Annotated in this window: 16 protein-coding genes; 5 read left to right on the forward strand and 11 right to left on the reverse strand. The window is 68.4% G+C overall.

Going from position 1 to position 16,524, the window contains the following annotated elements; translation table 11 throughout:
* Positions 1 to 44: 44 nt before the first annotated feature.
* Both BLQ70_RS03585 and BLQ70_RS03590 read right to left on the reverse strand, forming a co-directional pair.
* Positions 45 to 1,562, reverse strand: coding sequence for a DEAD/DEAH box helicase (locus BLQ70_RS03585; RefSeq protein ID WP_082617058.1), 1,518 nt, complete (start codon positions 1,560 to 1,562; stop codon positions 45 to 47).
* 181 nt (positions 1,563 to 1,743) lie between these two features.
* Positions 1,744 to 1,953 carry a cold-shock protein gene (locus BLQ70_RS03590; protein WP_061964689.1) on the reverse strand — a complete coding sequence of 70 codons (210 nt, stop codon included), beginning with the start codon at positions 1,951 to 1,953 and terminating at the stop codon, positions 1,744 to 1,746.
* A 272-nt stretch (positions 1,954 to 2,225) separates the two neighbouring features.
* Between BLQ70_RS03590 and BLQ70_RS03595 the strand changes: the two genes are divergently transcribed.
* Complete coding sequence (locus BLQ70_RS03595) at positions 2,226 to 2,720, forward strand: GFA family protein (RefSeq protein ID WP_061964694.1); 495 nt, start codon at positions 2,226 to 2,228, stop codon at positions 2,718 to 2,720.
* Positions 2,721 to 2,756: 36 nt separating this feature from the next.
* Here BLQ70_RS03595 and BLQ70_RS03600 read toward each other — a convergent pair whose 3' ends face one another.
* The 4 genes from BLQ70_RS03600 to BLQ70_RS03615 form a co-directional block, all read right to left on the reverse strand.
* Positions 2,757 to 3,458 (reverse strand): HAD family hydrolase, encoded by a 702-nt coding sequence (locus tag BLQ70_RS03600; protein ID WP_091855828.1) that lies wholly within the window; start codon positions 3,456 to 3,458, stop codon positions 2,757 to 2,759.
* Positions 3,459 to 3,471: 13 nt separating this feature from the next.
* A complete protein-coding gene (locus BLQ70_RS03605; protein WP_091855829.1) occupies positions 3,472 to 4,026 on the reverse strand; it encodes a cupredoxin domain-containing protein in 555 nt (184 codons plus the stop codon).
* A gap of 3 nt (positions 4,027 to 4,029) precedes the next feature.
* Positions 4,030 to 6,714, reverse strand: a complete 2,685-nt coding sequence (gene ppdK / locus BLQ70_RS03610) for a pyruvate, phosphate dikinase (RefSeq protein ID WP_091855830.1) — start codon at positions 6,712 to 6,714, stop codon at positions 4,030 to 4,032.
* A gap of 187 nt (positions 6,715 to 6,901) precedes the next feature.
* Complete coding sequence (locus tag BLQ70_RS03615; protein ID WP_061964701.1) at positions 6,902 to 7,396, reverse strand: YcgN family cysteine cluster protein; 495 nt, start codon at positions 7,394 to 7,396, stop codon at positions 6,902 to 6,904.
* Positions 7,397 to 7,637: 241 nt separating this feature from the next.
* Here BLQ70_RS03615 and BLQ70_RS03620 point away from each other — a divergent pair, with 241 nt between their 5' ends.
* The 3 genes from BLQ70_RS03620 to BLQ70_RS03630 all read left to right on the forward strand — a co-directional run bounded on the left by BLQ70_RS03620 (position 7,638) and on the right by BLQ70_RS03630 (position 11,256).
* Positions 7,638 to 9,848 (forward strand): transglycosylase domain-containing protein, encoded by a 2,211-nt coding sequence (locus BLQ70_RS03620; RefSeq protein ID WP_091855831.1) that lies wholly within the window; start codon positions 7,638 to 7,640, stop codon positions 9,846 to 9,848.
* Positions 9,849 to 10,051: 203 nt separating this feature from the next.
* On the forward strand, positions 10,052 to 10,627 hold the full coding sequence (locus tag BLQ70_RS03625; protein WP_061964704.1) for a DUF1214 domain-containing protein: 576 nt from the start codon (positions 10,052 to 10,054) through the stop codon (positions 10,625 to 10,627).
* The gene (locus tag BLQ70_RS03630; RefSeq protein WP_091855832.1) at positions 10,624 to 11,256 is read left to right on the forward strand and encodes a DUF1254 domain-containing protein; all 633 of its coding nucleotides are present in this window, start codon (positions 10,624 to 10,626) and stop codon (positions 11,254 to 11,256) included. The genes BLQ70_RS03625 and BLQ70_RS03630 overlap by 4 nt, the downstream gene beginning before the upstream one ends.
* Position 11,257: 1 nt before the next feature.
* Here the strand turns inward: BLQ70_RS03630 and BLQ70_RS03635 are convergent, their stop codons facing one another.
* Positions 11,258 to 12,022 (reverse strand): hypothetical protein, encoded by a 765-nt coding sequence (locus BLQ70_RS03635; protein WP_091855833.1) that lies wholly within the window; start codon positions 12,020 to 12,022, stop codon positions 11,258 to 11,260.
* Positions 12,019 to 12,228: a hypothetical protein gene (locus tag BLQ70_RS03640; RefSeq protein WP_091855834.1), complete on the reverse strand. Its 210-nt coding sequence runs from the start codon at positions 12,226 to 12,228 to the stop codon at positions 12,019 to 12,021. The genes BLQ70_RS03635 and BLQ70_RS03640 overlap by 4 nt, the downstream gene beginning before the upstream one ends.
* 173 nt (positions 12,229 to 12,401) lie before the next feature.
* Between BLQ70_RS03640 and BLQ70_RS03645 the strand changes: the two genes are divergently transcribed.
* A complete protein-coding gene (locus BLQ70_RS03645; RefSeq protein ID WP_091855835.1) occupies positions 12,402 to 13,535 on the forward strand; it encodes a DUF2336 domain-containing protein in 1,134 nt (377 codons plus the stop codon).
* A 25-nt stretch (positions 13,536 to 13,560) separates the two neighbouring features.
* Here the strand turns inward: BLQ70_RS03645 and BLQ70_RS03650 are convergent, their stop codons facing one another.
* The 3 genes from BLQ70_RS03650 to BLQ70_RS03660 are packed head-to-tail and all read right to left on the reverse strand — an operon-like array spanning position 13,561 to position 16,289.
* A complete protein-coding gene (locus BLQ70_RS03650; protein WP_091855836.1) occupies positions 13,561 to 13,896 on the reverse strand; it encodes a DUF1491 family protein in 336 nt (111 codons plus the stop codon).
* Between the two features lie 15 nt (positions 13,897 to 13,911).
* Positions 13,912 to 14,466, reverse strand: coding sequence for a hypothetical protein (locus BLQ70_RS03655; protein ID WP_091855837.1), 555 nt, complete (start codon positions 14,464 to 14,466; stop codon positions 13,912 to 13,914).
* A gap of 14 nt (positions 14,467 to 14,480) precedes the next feature.
* The gene (locus tag BLQ70_RS03660) at positions 14,481 to 16,289 is read right to left on the reverse strand and encodes a PAS domain-containing sensor histidine kinase (protein WP_091855838.1); all 1,809 of its coding nucleotides are present in this window, start codon (positions 16,287 to 16,289) and stop codon (positions 14,481 to 14,483) included.
* Between the last annotated feature and the right edge of the window lie 235 nt (positions 16,290 to 16,524).

The raw sequence follows: 16,524 nt of genomic DNA on the forward strand, positions 1-16,524 counted from the left end.
GAGCCGTCGTCAAAGAGGCTCGCCCTGTTCTGGCCGATCGCGCGTCAGCGCGCGCGCCGCCGGGCGCCGTTGGTGCGTGGTTGCTGTGTTCTTTGCTGCAAGAACGCGACGCCGCCAAGCCCTTCTTTTGCCGAAACGCCGTCTTTTCGCTGTGCGGCCTGCTCAGGGCGCGGCGCACGCTCGGGATGACGCGGGCGTTCGTGACGCTCCTGGCGCGGACCGCCATTAGCAGGCTGGCTACGCTGGCCGCCCTCACCGGGCTTGCCGCCGCGCGGCTGCTGTCCTTGCGGACGAGCCTGCTGCTGGCCCTGCGGGCGGGCACCTTGCTGGCCCTGCGGGCGGCCTGGACCGCCACGTCCGCCGCCGTTCTGCTGCTGGCCGCGCCCGCCACCGCGCTGGTTCTGCGGCGGCTTCTTCGGCGTACGGCCGTCCCAGTAGGGAACCTCGCCGATCGGGGTGATCGCGACCTTGGTCAGCTTCTCAATCGCGGCGAGATCGCCGCGCTCTTCCGGGGTGCAGAAGGCGATGGCGATGCCCGCCGCACCGGCACGCGCGGTGCGGCCGATCCGGTGGACATAGGTCTCCGACACGTTCGGCAGGTCGAAATTCACGACATGGCTGATGCCGTCGACATCGATGCCGCGGGCGGCGATGTCGGTGGCGACCAGGATGCGCAAGCTACCGTCGCGGAAGGCGCCGAGCGCCCGCTCGCGCTGGCTCTGGCTCTTGTTGCCGTGGATCGCGGCCGCCTCGATACCGGACGCACCGAGCTGGCGCACGACCTTGTCGGCACCGTGTTTGGTGCGGGTGAAGACGATGGCGCGCTCGAGTTCGGGCACGTTCAGCGTCTTCGCCAGCAGTGCCGGCTTGTCGTGGGCTTCCGTGAAGATGACGCGCTGGTCGATCTTCTCGGCGGTGGTCGCGACCGGCGCCACCGCGACCTCGACCGGGTCGGTGAGATAGGCGGAGGCGATCTCGCGGATCGGCTTCGGCATGGTCGCCGAGAAGAGCAGCGTGTGGCGCTCCTTCGGAATCAGGGTCGCGATACGGCGCAGCGCGTGGATGAAGCCGAGATCGAGCATCTGGTCGGCCTCGTCGAGGACGAGGAACTCGATCTCGCGCAGCGAGACGGCACGCTGGTCGACAAGGTCGAGCAGGCGGCCGGGCGTGGCGACGAGGATATCGACCTTGTCGCCGAGCGCACGGATCTGCTTGCCGACGGGCACGCCGCCGAAGATCACCGTCGAGCGCAGCGTGGTGAACTGGCCGTAGGTGCGGATGCTCGCCTCGATCTGGGCGGCGAGTTCACGCGTCGGCGACAGGATGAGCGCCCGCACGGCGCGGGCCGGCATCTGGCGCGGCTTGCCGAGCAGCCGATGCAGCATCGGCAGCGAGAAGGCAGCGGTCTTGCCGGTGCCGGTCTGGGCGGCGCCGAGCAGGTCGCGGCCCTGGAGAATGGGGGGGATGGCCTGCGCCTGGATGGGCGTGGGCGTCTCATAACCTTCGGCTGCGAGCGCCTTGAGAAGGGGCTCGGCAAGGCCGAGATCGGTAAACTTGGTCAAGAAAGGGCTTTCTGGGCGCCGTGATCGCGGGGGGCGCATGTGGAATCGGCTGCGCCGCAGGCCCGCATCCGGCCTGAATTCAAAGATAGTCGGACCTGCCGGCGAACCGCTAGCCACAGCGCCGGCAGGCTTGTCGTGGACCGGGATGGCTCAAGGCCCGCCCGGTCGATCAGGTATTGGCTCAGGCGACGACGAGGTTGCCGGCCGAGGTCTTGCCGGTCTTGCGATCGGCAACGAGTTCGAAGGAGACGACCTGGCCGTCATGCAGCTCGCGCAGGCCGGCGCGCTCGACGGCGGAGATGTGGACGAACACGTCCTGGCCGCCGTTCTCAGGGGTGATGAAGCCGTAGCCCTTGGTGGCGTTGAACCACTTCACGGTGCCTTTTTCCATGGCGTAGAATCCTTACGTTTCAGATCCGCGTATCGTTGCGACCCAGAGCTCGACGCGCGGACGCCTTGCAATGGTCTTGTAGCGATGTGTGGTGGATCTGAATCGTGCCCGCCGACCGGATTGCCCGCGCGGAGGATTGGCCAGAACCCGGCCGCATCTCGTCATACATCGGCATGGGTAGCACGAAATGCAAGAACCGTCCAGCAAGGGGGCCATCGCCGCTTGGAACCGAGCCGGCAGGCAGATGGTTGGCAGGAAAAGGAGGCCACATCATGCCGATCACGCTCAAGGGCTCCTGCCGCTGCGGAGCCGTGCATTTCTCGGTCGAAAGCCATGCCCCGGTCCCCTACCAGCTCTGCTACTGCTCGATCTGCCGCAAGACGGCGGGCGGCGGCGGCTTCGCGATCAACCTCTCGGCCGACGCCGCGACGCTGAAGGTCGAAGGCGAGGACAAGATCGGCAGCTTCAGCGCGGAGATCGAGAGCGATGACGGGGCTTGCGAGCGCTCGCAGGCGGAGCGCCGCTTCTGCACCAGCTGCGGCACCGCTCTCTGGCTGTTCGACCCGCGCTGGCCGGAGCTGCTCCACCCCTTCGCTTCCGCAATCGACAGCCATCTGCCGCGCGCACCCGAAAAGACCCACCTGATGCTGCGCTTCAAGGCCGGCTGGGTCGAGCCGGCGATCGGGCCGAACGACCAGAGCTTCGACGAGTATCCCGAGGAATCGATCGAGGACTGGCACCGCAAACGCGGCCTGTGGGTCGATTGATCCCGCGGCCCGCGGAGGTAGCTTGCTACGAACAGATTAGCGAACGAGCTGTTCGATGAGACTGCGCAGCGGGCAGAGATCCGGGATCGCGCGGTAGCGGCCATGTCCCACGGGCTCCGCGGCATGTTCCAACACCCAGGTCAGTTCATGCGGCACATGCACCGCCCATGACCCGGCCTCCAGCGCCGGCAGGATATCGGACTTCAGCGAATTGCCGACCATCATCGCCTGCCCCGCCCCATCGCCATGGCGAGCGAAGATGCGATCGTAGGTATCCGGCTTCTTGTCGCTGACGATCTCGACCGCGTGGAAGAAATCGCCGAGGCCGGACTGGGCGAGCTTGCGCTCCTGGTCGAAGAGGTCGCCCTTGGTGATCAGGACCAACCGGTAATCGCCGGAGAGCGCCGCCAGCGTCTCATGGACATGCGGCAAGGTCTCGACCGGATGGGCCGCCATCTCGCGGCCGGCGGCGAGGATCTCGCCGATGACGGCAGCGGAAACCTGCCCCCGCGTGACCTCGATCGCCGTTTCGACCATCGAGAGCACGAAGCCCTTGATGCCGAAACCGTAGAACCCGAGATTGCGCTTCTCGGCTTCCAGAAGGCGCCCGGAAATCTCGGCCGCCTCACCGTGCTCGCCGAGCAGCGCGACGAAGCGATCCTCCGTCATCCGGAAGAACTGCTCGTTCTGCCAGAGCGTGTCGTCGGCGTCGAAGCCGATGGTGGTCAGGCGCGACATCGCTCGCGTCCCCTCAGCCGGAGGCAAAGCAGGACGGAGGGAGTGTTTGCCCCTCCCATTCGGCATAGGCATCGGGCGGCAGCACCCGAACCGCCACCGGCTTCTCATCGCCCGCGGGTGCCGCGGCCTGGTCGCCGACCTCACCCGGCGGCAGCTTGATGATCTTGTCCTCGATCCGGCCGGGGATCCCGGTCAGGTCCAGATTGAACTGCGGCAGCCGCCACGGACGGATGATATCGCTCGCCGTCACCGAGAGACGCACGGCCGTGTCGGCCGGAAGCACCAGCGCTCCGCTGACGACACACTCATCGTCGGAGCCCACTCCGCCCGGCTGAAGATAGTCATAGCGCCAGCCTTCCGGAGTACCGGTCGCCAGAATGCGGCGCGCCGGTTCCGGCTCCGGCCTGCCGCCCTGGACAAGCAGCTCCAACGCTTCGCGGCAAGACTTCTGCATCGCGGCAGGCTGCCCGCTGCAGAGATCCGGCGCCTGCGCCAGAGACGGGACAGCAAAGCCACAGCTCAAAGCGAGCAGCAGCCCGCCGAAGCCGATGAGCCGCCCGCCCGCCACGGCTCAGCCGTCCTTCGGCTTGATCGCGCCCAGCGCCGCCTGCGCAGCGGCAAGGCGGGCGATCGGCACGCGGAAGGGCGAGCAGGAGACGTAATCGAGCCCGACGCTCTCGCAGAAGCCGATCGAGGCCGGATCGCCGCCATGCTCGCCGCAGATGCCGAGCTTGATGCCCGAACGGGTCTTGCGGCCGCGCTCGGCGGCGAGCTTCACCAGTTCGCCGACGCCGTCCTGATCGATGGTGACGAAGGGATCGGCGTCGAGCAGGCCCTTGGCGGTGTAGGAACCGAGGAAGGAGGAGGCGTCGTCGCGGCTGATGCCGAGCGTCGTCTGGGTCAGGTCGTTGGTGCCGAAAGAGAAGAACTCGGCGCTCTCGGCGATCTCGGCGGCGCGTAGCGCCGCGCGCGGCAGTTCGATCATCGTGCCGACCTGATAGTCGATCTTCGTACCGCTCTCCTCGATCACCGCTTTGGCCATGGCGTCGATACGAGCCTTGACCAGGTCGAGCTCGGGCTTGCCCATGACGAGCGGCACCATCACCTCGGGGATCACCGGCTTGCCGGTCTCCTTGGCGGCGATGACCGCCGCCTCGAAGATGGCACGGGCCTGCATCTCGGCGATCTCGGGGAAGGCCACCGCCAAGCGGCAGCCGCGGAAGCCGAGCATCGGGTTGAACTCGTGCAGTTCGGCGGCGCGGTGCTTCAGCGCCTCGGGCGTGACGCCAAGCGCGGCTGCGACCTCGCCGATCTCCTTCTCGCCATGCGGCAGGAATTCGTGCAGCGGCGGATCGAGCAGGCGGATCGTCACCGGCAGGCCGCTCATGATGCTGAAGAGCTGGACGAAGTCCTGGCGCTGCACCGGCAGGAGCTTGGCGAGCGCAGCCCGCCTGCCCTTGTCGTCCTGCGCGAGGATCATCTCGCGCACCGCCTGGATGCGATCCCCTTCGAAGAACATGTGCTCGGTCCGGCAAAGACCGATGCCCTCGGCGCCGAATTCACGCGCAGTCCTGGCGTCCTCCGGCGTCTCGGCATTGGCGCGGACCTTGAGGCGGCGGACCTTGTCGGCCCAGCCCATCAGCGTCGCGAACTCGCCGGAGAGCTCCGGCTTCTGCATCTTGATCTCGCCGAGCAGGACCTGGCCGGTGCCGCCGTCGATGGTGACGAAATCGCCGGCCTTCAGCGTGTTCGGGCCGACCGAGAGCGTGCCCTTGGCATAGTCGATGCGGAGCTGGCCGGCGCCGGAAACGCAGGGCTTGCCCATGCCGCGCGCGACGACCGCCGCATGCGAGGTCATGCCGCCCCGCGAGGTCAGGATGCCCTCGGCGGCATGCATGCCGTGGATGTCCTCAGGGCTCGTCTCGACGCGGACGAGGATGACCTTGCGGCCCGCCTTCTTCGCCGCCTCGGCATCGTCGGAATTGAACACGATCTCGCCGGCGGCGGCGCCGGGCGAGGCCGGCAGGCCGGTGGTCAGCACGCGGCGCTCGGCCTTGGGGTCGATGGTCGGGTGCAGGAGCTGGTCGAGCGCGCCGGGCTCGACGCGGCCGACGGCCTCTTCCTGCGTGATCAGGCCCTCGGTCGCGAGCTCGACCGCGATGCGCAAAGCCGCCTTGGCGGTGCGCTTGCCGGACCGGGTCTGCAGCATCCAGAGCTTGCCCTCCTGGATGGTGAACTCCATGTCCTGCATGTCGCGATAGTGCTTCTCGAGGATGCCGTAGATTCGGCAAAGCTCGGCATAGGCCTGCGGCATCTCCGCTTCCATCGAGGGCTTGTCGGAGCCGGCCTCCTTCTTGGCGGCCTCGGTGATGTCCTGCGGCGTGCGGATGCCGGCGACGACGTCCTCGCCCTGGGCGTTGATCAGGAACTCGCCATAGAGCGCATTCTCGCCGGTCGAGGGATTGCGGGTGAAGGCGACGCCGGTCGCGGAGGTGTCGCCCATGTTGCCGAACACCATCGACTGGACGTTGACCGCCGTGCCCCAGCTCGCCGGGATGCTGTTCAACTCGCGATACTTGATGGCGCGGGCGTTCATCCAGGAGGAGAAGACGGCGCCCACCGCACCCCAGAGCTGCTTCTCGGGGTCCTGCGGGAAGTCGGAGCCGAGCTCCTTCCTGACGATCTCCTTGTATTTCCCGACCAGCAGCTTCCAGTCGGCGGCCGAGAGATCGGTGTCGAGATGCAGGCCCTTGCGCTCCTTGTAGTCCTCCAGCGCCTCCTCGAAGAGGCCGTGATCGATATCGAGCACGACGTTGGAATACATCGTGATGAAGCGGCGATAGCTGTCCCAGGCGAAGCGCTCGTCGCCCGAGGCCTTCGCGACAGCCTCGACCGTCTCGTCGTTGAGGCCGAGATTGAGGACGGTGTCCATCATGCCCGGCATCGAGGCGCGCGCGCCCGAGCGGACCGAGACGAGGAGCGGGTTGGCGGCGTCGCCGAAGGTCTTGCCCGTAAGCTTGCCCATGCCGGCGAGCGCAGTCCTGACCTGCCCGTCGAGCTCGGCCGGGAAGCTCTTGCCGTTGTCGTAATAGGCGGTGCAGACCTCGGTGGTGATGGTGAAGCCGGGCGGAACGGGCAGGCCCAGATTGCTCATCTCGGCGAGGTTCGCGCCCTTGCCGCCGAGCAGGTTCTTCATGCCTGCCTCACCCTCGGCCTTGCCGTCGCCGAAGGTATAGACCCACTTCCCACCTGCCATCACATAGCCTCTTCTGTTCAACCGGACAGGGCAAACGCCGCGCCGGCTTGAAAGTTTCGTGTGCGTGCCGTCGATGGCCATTGGTCACCGGCAGCGGGGATGAGGCGCTCATGCCCAAACCGACATGAACGATCAATGAGCGTGTGCAGCATCGACTGATGCAGCGCAATAGCACGGCCGGGTTGCGTCAGGCTCCCTTCCCGCGCGCAGCCCGCGGCCAGCGCAGCGGCCAATTGACGATGCGCTCGGCGACCTCCTCCTCAGGCACCTCGTCCTCATTGGCGAAGACACGGCCGCGCACGGAGACACCGGCCGCGACCACCGTCTCGGGGTCGCCGGAGACCAGCGGATGCCACCAGGGCAGGTCCTTGCCCTCGGCGACGAGGCGATAGGCGCAGGTCGGCGGCAGCCAGGGCAGCGTGCGCACATCCTCGGGCGTCAGCGTCACGCAATCCGGCACTTTCACCGAGCGGTTCGGATAATCGCGGCAGCGGCAGGTGCCCGCCTCGAACAGGCGGCAGCCGACATCGGTCGCGAAGATGCGCCCGGTATCCTCGTCCTCGAGCTTGACGAGGCAGCAGCGACCGCAGCCGTCGCAGAGCGATTCCCATTGCTCCGTCGACATCGCCTCCAGCGGCGTCGTCAGCCAGAACGGCTGCTGTTTCGGCGGGGTTTGCGTCATGGCAGGCTTATGCGCCCGCAGGCGACAAGATGGAAGGCCGTTGCCTGCCGCCCGTTCATGTCTCGGGCCGGCACAGCCTTTATGGCGGACGTCCTGCCTTCTCCATGAAATTTACCGTCTCGCCTCTTATCCGGCAGCGAGACGTCCTTATGTGTCCATTCCCCGGCGCTCTTCTGTTGCCAAGATGGCAAGCACGCGGCAGGACTAAGCCGGGGGCCATTCAGGAAGCCTGGATAAGGCCATGGAGTTCAGGAAGGCAGGCTGGAGGACGCGGCTGAAGCGCTTCGCGCTCGCCGCAGACTCATGGCTCGATGCCGGCCTGTGGGGCGCCGGGCGCCGCGCCGGTGAAATCCATGAACGCATCCGCAGCACCGCCGACCGCCTGACTGTCACCGGCGGCAAGCGCATCGCCGCCGAATTCGCCAGCGAGGGGCTGAATATCGGCATCGTCGGCGCGCTGATCCTGCTGATGCTGGCCCTGCCGGCCTTTCGGATCGGCAATGACGACGCGCTCAGGAACCAGGTCTTCGCCGTCACCTTCCTCGACCGCTACGGCATGCCGATCGGCCATCGCGGTGCCCGGCACGACGATTCCCTGAAGCTGGAGGAGATGCCGGACCATCTGCTCAAGGCGGTGCTCGCGACCGAGGATCGCCGCTTCTACGACCATTTCGGCATCGATGTGATCGGCACCTCGCGGGCGCTGCTGGTCAACACGCGGGCCTCGGGCGTCGTCCAGGGCGGCTCCTCGCTGACCCAGCAGCTCGCCAAGAACCTCTTCCTCAATAACGAGCGCTCGCTCGACCGCAAGATCAAGGAAGCCTTCCTGGCGCTGTGGCTCGAGGCAAGGCTCAGCAAGAACGAGATCCTCAAGCTTTATCTCGACCGCGCCTATATGGGCGGCGGCACCTTCGGCGCGGCCGCCGCGGCCGAGTATTACTTCGGCAAGTCGGTGAAGGACGTCTCGCTGGCCGAGGCCGCGATGCTCGCCGGCCTGTTCAAGGCACCGACGAAATACGCCCCGCATGTCAACCTGCCGGCCGCGCGGGCGCGGGCCAACGACGTGCTCAACGCCATGGTCGATGCCGGCTTCATGACCGCCGGCCAGGTCGACAGCGCCAAGCGCAATCCGGCAACGCCGGTCGACCGCAAGCGCGATTCCAGCCCCGACTACTATCTCGACTGGGCCTTCGACGCGGTGAAGGAGCTCGCCTCCGAAGGGAAGCTCGGCGCCGACCGCGTGCTGACGGTGAAGACGCCGCATGACACCGCGATCCAGGAACGCGCCGACGAGGCGATCGAGTCGATCCTGCGCCAGCACGGCCCGGCCTATCGGGTGAAGCAGGCAGCGACCGTGGTCATGGACCCGGACGGGGCCGTGCGCGCCATCGTCGGCGGCCGGGACTATGGTGCGAGCCAGTTCAACCGCGCGACCGCGGGCCTGCGCCAGCCCGGCTCCTCGTTCAAGCCATTCGTCTATGCCGCCGCGCTCTCGGCCGGGCTCTACAAGCCGAATACGATCGTCACCGACCGGCCGGTCTGCATCGGCAACTGGTGCCCGAACAATTACGGGCGCTCGTATGCCGGCTCGATGCCGCTCACCGTCGCGCTGGCGAAGTCGATCAACACGATCCCGGTGCAGATGTCGATCGCCATCGGCCGCGCGACCGGGGAGACCCATGAGGCGCGCGCGGCCGCGATCGGGCGCCGGAAGATCGTCGAGACGGCCCGCGCCATGGGCCTGACGACGCCGCTGACCGACACGGTCTCGCTGCCGATCGGTGCCGCCGAGGTCACGGTCATCGACATGGCGGCGGGCTATTCCGTGCTCGCCAATGGCGGGCGCCGGGCGAAGCCCTATGCGGCGATCGAGATCGCCAATTCGCAGGGCGAGGTGATCTATCGCCATGACCGCGACGAGCCGGAGCCGAAGCAGGTGCTAAGCTCCCAGGTCGCGCAGGACATGAACTTCATGCTCTCGAAGGTGCCGACCGAGGGCACCGGCCGGCGCGCCGCGCTCGACGGCGTCGTCACCGCCGGCAAGACCGGCACCACCAACGGCTACAAGGACGCCTGGTATGTCGGCTATTCCGGCAATCTCGTCGGCGCCGTCTGGTTCGGCAACGACAATTCCACCGAGACCGCGAACATGACCGGCGGCTCGCTGCCTGCGATGACGTGGAAGGAGATCATGCAGTTCGCCCATCAGGGCCTGGAGCTGAAGCCGATTCCGGGCGTGCCCGTAGCCGATCCGAAGGGTGCGGCGGTGGCCAGGGCCGGCAGCGCCACGAGGCCGGCCGGCGCGACGGCCGGCCATATGCCGCGCCAGTCCTTCGAGGTGCTCTCGGCCGTCGGCTCGATGTTCAAAGCCGTCGAGCCGCGGCGCAGCGCCGGCCGCCCCGTCCAGGTCGGCATCCGCGAGATCTCGGGCAGCGAACCACGGCTGCGCTGAGAGGCAGGCGATTGACGATAATGAGTGCGGACGGTCAACTCTCCTTCGTCATGGAAGCGCGGGTCATCCCGGACGCAGCGAAGCGGAGATCCGGGATCCATGCCTGAACCTTGACCGGAAGCGCTCTGGAATGGATCCCGGGTCAAGCCCGGGATGACGGTGTGTTTCTGTAGACAATCAGCGGTCTCAGGCGGAAGGGCAGCGTGCGGATTCTCGACCTCGCCTATATCCTCGCCCTCGGCGCCGGCCTCGGGCTGGGCTCGGCCCATTGGGCGGTGGCCGGGCGCCCGGCTATCGGCCGGGTCGAGGTCGGCGCCTGGACGGCCTGGCCACGCAGCGGCAGCCGCGAGGTCGATCCCTATATGCGCGCCTATCTCGCCCGCGGCGTCCATCTGCCATTCGGCTCCGGCGAAGGACTCGAGCTGATCGCCGAGCGAGACGATGCGGGACAGGCGCTGGACGGGCGTTGCCGCTACCGGCTGTCCGGCGCGACGCCACCGACGCGCGGCTGGACCATCGGCATCACCGATGGCGACGGCCTGCCGTTCCGCCTGCCCCTGGAGCGTACCGGCTTCACCGATTCGGAGATCGTCCGCCCCGAGGACGGCGGGCTCGCCATCATCGCCGCAGCCACCCCTGAAGCCGGCAACTGGCTGCCCTTGCCGGCGAGCGGGCGCTTCCAGTTTCGCCTGCGGCTCTACGATACGCCGATCTCGAGCCAGACCGGCGAGACACGGGTCGCCAACCTGCCGCGCGTCACGCGCCTCGATTGCCGATGAGCGCCCTCAGCCACCATCCGACGGAAAAGCGCAGCGCGCCCTTCGCCGGCTGGCGGCCGCGCCTGCGCGCCGGCTTCGCGCGCTTCGCGATCACGACACTGGCCGGGCTGATCCTCGCGGGAATCGTTCATATCGTCACGATCCTGGCGATCCCGGCGCTCTCGCTGCGCGACGCTGCTCATGCCTATCGCGAGCTTGGCATCGAAGGGCATGCCGAGCCGATCCCCTCTCCCGGCAATGCCCGCGGCCTGCCCGCCCTGCGCGAGGCCGATCCCAATGTCGTCACCGCGATCTGCAGCTACGATCTCTCCGCCGGCCCGATGCGGGTGGTCGCCCGCACGGGCACATTGCCGCTCGGCCTGACGCTGCACCGGCAGGGCGGCGGCGTGCTCTATGCCATCACCGACCGGGCGGCGATCCGCGGCACGCTCGAATTCCTGGTGATGACCGAGACCCAGCGCGACGAACGCATCGCGGCCGACGAGGAGGGCGAGACCAGCCGGGAACTGCGCATCGTCTCCGATACCGAACAGGGGCTGATCGTGGCGCGCGTGCTGATGCGCCTGCCCTCCGACCGGGCCGACGCGGAGGGCCTCGCGACGGGCGTCGCCTGCGGGCTGGCGAATTGAGTTAGCCCTTGTAGACGACCGGCCGCTTGCCGCCTTCGCCGAAGGTACCGATGAGCGGCATCTGGCAGAGGGGCCTTGCTTCCATCTCCAGCGCCATGATTGCACGCTCGGCCTTCACGGCTTCGCGCGAGGGCATCTCGACGACCAGGTTGACCAGCGCGTGACGGTAGCTGCGGAGGCGGAAATCGAGGCGTTCGCAGACCCAGAAGACCAGCCCCTCGTTTTCGACGACGCGCGCATAGGCCGGTTCCTGCTTGTCGACGGGCACATCGGGAGAGGCCTCGACGGTGCGCATCCGCACCCGGTCCATGCTCACCACCCGTGCCGCATTGGCACGGAACGGGCCGATCAGCAGGCGATCGGCATTGGCATCTTCCGCCAGCCGGTTGTAGCGCGAGGCCTGGGAGGCGAAGGATATCGAGGTCAGCCCGTGGAAATAGTCGCCGACATCGGTCGACTGGGCCGCGACCGGCAGGATGCGCGTATGGGCGAGGTTGGAGACCTCGCCCTGGAAGACGCTGTTCGGGCTTGCCGGCATGACGAAGCGCCAGGCGCGGTCGCGCATCTGTTCCTCGTCGTCGGTCAGGCGGAAATAGGAACTCTGCTCGCCGCGGGCGGTCGCGGACCAGAAGCCCGTTTCGGGGGCGATGAGCTGCGACCAGACCGTCGGGCGCGGCCGGCCGAGATCGCCCGTGGTGGCGGTGCAGGCGGAAACGGACACAGCCGCCAGCGTGGCGAGCAGCAGCTTGGCCGGGCTTCGTGTCACGCAGGCTGCCTGCGGGCACTTTTCCGCGCAGCGACCTTCCGGGGCCGGGCATTGGCGGATGATTTTGCGCCCGGCAGCCGGGCTTCGGGCGGGCGCTCGTAGCGCACGCCCGTGAAGAACAGGATGTCCGCCGTCCGTGGCGGAAGGGAACAGGCCGAGGCCTGCTGCAGGCGCCGCTGCGGCGCAAAGGGGATGACGATGGCCATGATGCGCCTCCTTATCCAGCGCCAGAGTTGCAACGCGAGGGGCGGCGAGGTGCGGGCAGCACCGAGTCGCAGGCCCCGCAAGCCCATCAGGCCCGGACATGGTTAACGCAGCCTTAACGGTCGGGGATTAATGCTGATTCATTATCAGTTTCCCGGTCCCCCCCGAGTCCGTCATGCCTGCATCCGTCTCCAAGGAACTCGCCGATCTCGCTCGCCTGGCGCGCGAGGGCGGGCTCGACCTCAGCCCGATCTCGCTGCGCGTCAAAGCGGACCTGCTGCTCTCGACGTCGCATCCCTCTTTGGACGATCTCGCCGCTTTCAACGAGATGGCCGAGGCGCTTCTGCCGGGCATCGACGAGGCGACGGCGCTCATCCTGGCGCGCAAGCTTGCCGGCTGGCCGCATACGCCCGCGCCGGTCCTCGCCGGGCTTGCCGCGAAGGGCGGCGCCGTACTGGCGGAGCTGCTTCGCCATGGCATGCCGGTATCGGAGGCCGAGCTCGAAGGTTTGGTCGAAACCGGCGACGAGGCGATGCGCGCGGCCCTGGCCGTCCGCAGCGACCTCACCGCCCAGGCCGTGATCATGCTGGTATCGGGTGCGAATCGCGCGCTCGACCTTACCCTGATCGCCAATCACAGCGCCCCGATGCCGCGCGCCGCCGTCGACACCATGATCGCGCGGGCCCGGACCGAGCCGACCTATCGGCCCGGTCTGCTCGCCCGCCCCGACTTGTCCAACCTCGAACTCGCGCCGCTTTTCCTTCATGCCGGGCCGGAACGGCGCCTCGCGATCCTCGAATCGCTGATGGCGCGCGAAGCCCTGCATCCCAGCGAGAGGCGCCCCGCCCTGTCCGCTGCGACGTTCGCCGGCTGGCTCGACCTCGCGGCCGAGGATCGGGACATCGCCTTCACCGCCATCGCCGACCATCTCGGCGGTGGTGCGGCGCTGGCCGGCACCATAGCGGCCGACGCGTCGCGGGATCTGGCGGCGCTCGTCCTCACGGCGAGCGGCACGACGGTCGAGGAAGCGACGCGCTTCCTGATCCGGCTCGGCGACGATACGGCTCATTCGGTCGAGCGCATCTTCGCTCTGGTCGCGCTGATGCGCTCGGTCAGGCCTGCCATCGCCTTCCGCCTGGCCATGCATATCGCCGGCACGATCGTCGCGGCACCGCAGCGGCGCGGCCAGCACCAGCCGTCCATGGACCCGAGCGGGACGCCGTCGCGCGCCGGTCATGCCCGGCCGGAAGCGCAACCGGCGACATCGGACGTACTCGGAAAGATCGGCGCCAGGCGCGAGCGCGGCTGAGCCACCCCGCCTCGCTGGAGCGGTATCAGCCGCTCACGAGTGCGAGCCGCGGATCGCCGGTCCGGTTCTCGATCTCGACCAGCCAGAGATCGCTGTCGAAGCGCAGTTCCCGCGCGACACGATCCTCGATCGCCAGCGGATCGGAATCGAGCAGAAGCTGGAAGCGGCGCTCGCCATCCTCCTCGGCCAGCGCCTGCGGCGCCGGGGCGTAGAGCGCGGCGGTGCCGTCCAGCCGGTCGAGCTTGACGAAGATGGCGCCGGCCTCACGCGCGCCACGGCGGCGCAGCACGGCGACGAGGCCATCGAAGGCCGCCTGCCGCAGATAGGCGGAAACCCAGAAATCGCTGGTCAGCCGCGCCATGTCAGGCGCCGCCGATCAGGTGCGCGGGGCTGTGGCTGAACGGCTGGCCGCTCTGACATCCGCAGGCGGGCGCAGGTCGCCGTTGATCAGGTCGGCGATCGGATCGCGCGCGGGAGCCGCCGCAGCGCGCGGCGCAGGTGCAGCGGCCCGCGGCGCGGCCTGAACCGGCGCCGGCGGCCGAGGTTGCGCCTCGCGCGTGGCTTGCGCCTGGGAGAGATCGTTCGGTCGCGCCGGCGGGCGGATCGGCTGCGCTGCGGGAGCCTCGACGGCGGGAGCAGGCGCCGGATGATCGGCGCGGCGCTCGCTCGTCGCCCGCGGCTGCGAGGCCGGCGCTGACGAAGAGAGGATCGGGGCCGGATGGCGCGCCTTCTGGAACAGCAGCGCATTGGCGACGATGGCGATCGAGACGATACCGAAGGTCAGCAGGACGAGCGCCCTGCCCGGCCGCTGCCCGGCGGTGCGGGCGACCCGGCCAAGCCAGGATGTCTTGCGTCGCGCCGGTTGGGCACGGCGCACCGGGGCGGACAGGGAAGCGCCGGAATGGGCGCGGGCGGCCATGGTCACGGACATCGGTCAGCTCGTCTTCAGGCGGTCAGGCGGAGAGGTTCTTTGGTATCGATGCCCCGGCGCGGAGCCCGAGCGAAAGTCACGATCTTGGCCGGCTGTTCGACGCCCTCGATGCCGCCGACCGGCAGCCGGACCGAGACGCGCGTGCCGATGTCCGGCGCGCTCTCGACCGTCAGGCGGCCGCCATGCAGGCCGACGAGCCCGCGCACGACGGACAGCCCGAGGCCGGTGCCCTCATGGCTGCGATCATAGGCGCCCTTGGCCTGGAAGAAGGGATCGCCCAGCCGGGGCAGGTCGGCAGCGGCGATGCCGATGCCGGTGTCGGATACCGAGAGATCGATCGTGTCGCCGTCGCGCACGACGGCAAGCGTCACGCGGCCACCGGCCGGCGTGAACTTGATCGCGTTCGACAGGAGGTTGAGCACGACCTGCTTCAGCGCGCGACGGTCGCCTTCCATCGCAGGCAGAGCCGGCCCGGTCACGCGCTCCAGCGCGATGCCGCTAGCCTCGGCCCGCAGCGCCATCAGCGCGCAGCAATCCTGCACCATCGCGGCGAGGTCGAGCGGCTCGCGTTCGATCGTCATCGCGCCGCTCTCGATCTTGGAGATGTCGAGCAGCGTGTTCACGACATCGAGCAGGTGATGGCCGGAGGCGTGGATGATGCGGGCATATTCGAGACGCTTCTGCGCATCGAGCCAGCCATTGTCCTCGGCGCTCAGCATCTCGGAGAAGCCGATGATCGCGTTCAGCGGCGTGCGCAGCTCGTGGCTCACCGTCGCCAGGAACTGGCCCTTGATGTCGTTCGCGCGCAGCGCCTCGGCATGGCCGCGCTCGCGGGTTTCCTCGGCGGCCCGGCGCTCGGTCACGTCGCGCATCACGCAGACCACGGCCGCGCCATCGGCGGCAGCGGCGCCGGCAACGCGGCAGGCCTGCATCTCCAGCCAGAGCGAGACCGGCAACCTGGCCTCGCCCGCACCTTCGCGCGGCACGAAGAGCGTCCGGAAGCAGGCGGTGACGCCCTCCCCGCCATGAGCGGCATCGCTCAGCGCCTTCAGGAAAAGCGGCCGGTCGGCAATGTGGACGCGCTCGAACAGGCCGCGCCCGAGCAGTTCGCGCGGATCAGCACCAGCCAGCGCCCGCGCCGCGGCATTGGCGAAGACGACCGCGCCGTTGGCGTCATGCCAGGTGACGAGATCGCCGACATGATCGAGCAGAAGCTGAGAACGCGCATCCGAGACGCGCTGCTCACGCTCCTCGGCATGGCGCCGGCGCAGCAGGACCGCCGTCACGACCAGGGCCTGGGCCAGCGCGGACATCGCCAGAAGCGGCATCGCCTCGCCGGTCCACACCATCGTTTCGGAGAAAAGGCCGAGCCATTGCAGCCCGATGGCGGCGAACAGCGCGCCGACCGCGATCCAGCCGGCCCGCAGCATGAAGCCGCGCGAACCGAAGAAGGCCGCCTCGACCGGCACGACCGCCAGCCAGAGCAGCAAGGGGGAGGACAGACCGCCGGTCGCGCCCGCAAGCGCCACGATGAAGAGGGACAGCGCGGCGGAGGACAGCGCATGCGCCCGATCGAGACGGCCCGTGCGGGAAACCAGCGCCACGGAGAGAACAGCGAGCGCGGCAGCGACGATCATGGCCGCCTCGAAGGCGCCAGGCGCGCCGCGCCAGGCGAGATAGGCCGGAGCAAGGCCGAGCATGCCGCCACCGACGAGCAGGCGCGACAGAACGAAACGTTCGTGACGCCGCCTTTTCGCCGGGTCCGACTGCACCGATGCATGCACCAGTGCTGCCGCCTGTGTCCTCAATGCTGTCATCGCCATACGGAACGCAACGCCTTGCTTTCGCGGATACCCGATCCGCTTGGCCCAATCTCGCCATGGCCGGTTTAAGCGGGGCTTAAGGCGAAGCGCGGCGAAAGCCCGGGCCAGCGGCGGAAAGCGATTTTTTCTGTCGACTTTTCATGCAGTTAGATAAAATCATCGCGTTTTCTCGGCACGAGCCGATGTTCGCGGCAAGGTGAACGGAAGCTGAAGATCACTTGCGGCATTCGACTCG

Origin of the sequence: Allobosea robiniae, assembly GCF_900102525.1 — a bacterium.
GTDB lineage: Bacteria > Pseudomonadota > Alphaproteobacteria > Rhizobiales > Beijerinckiaceae > Allobosea > Allobosea robiniae.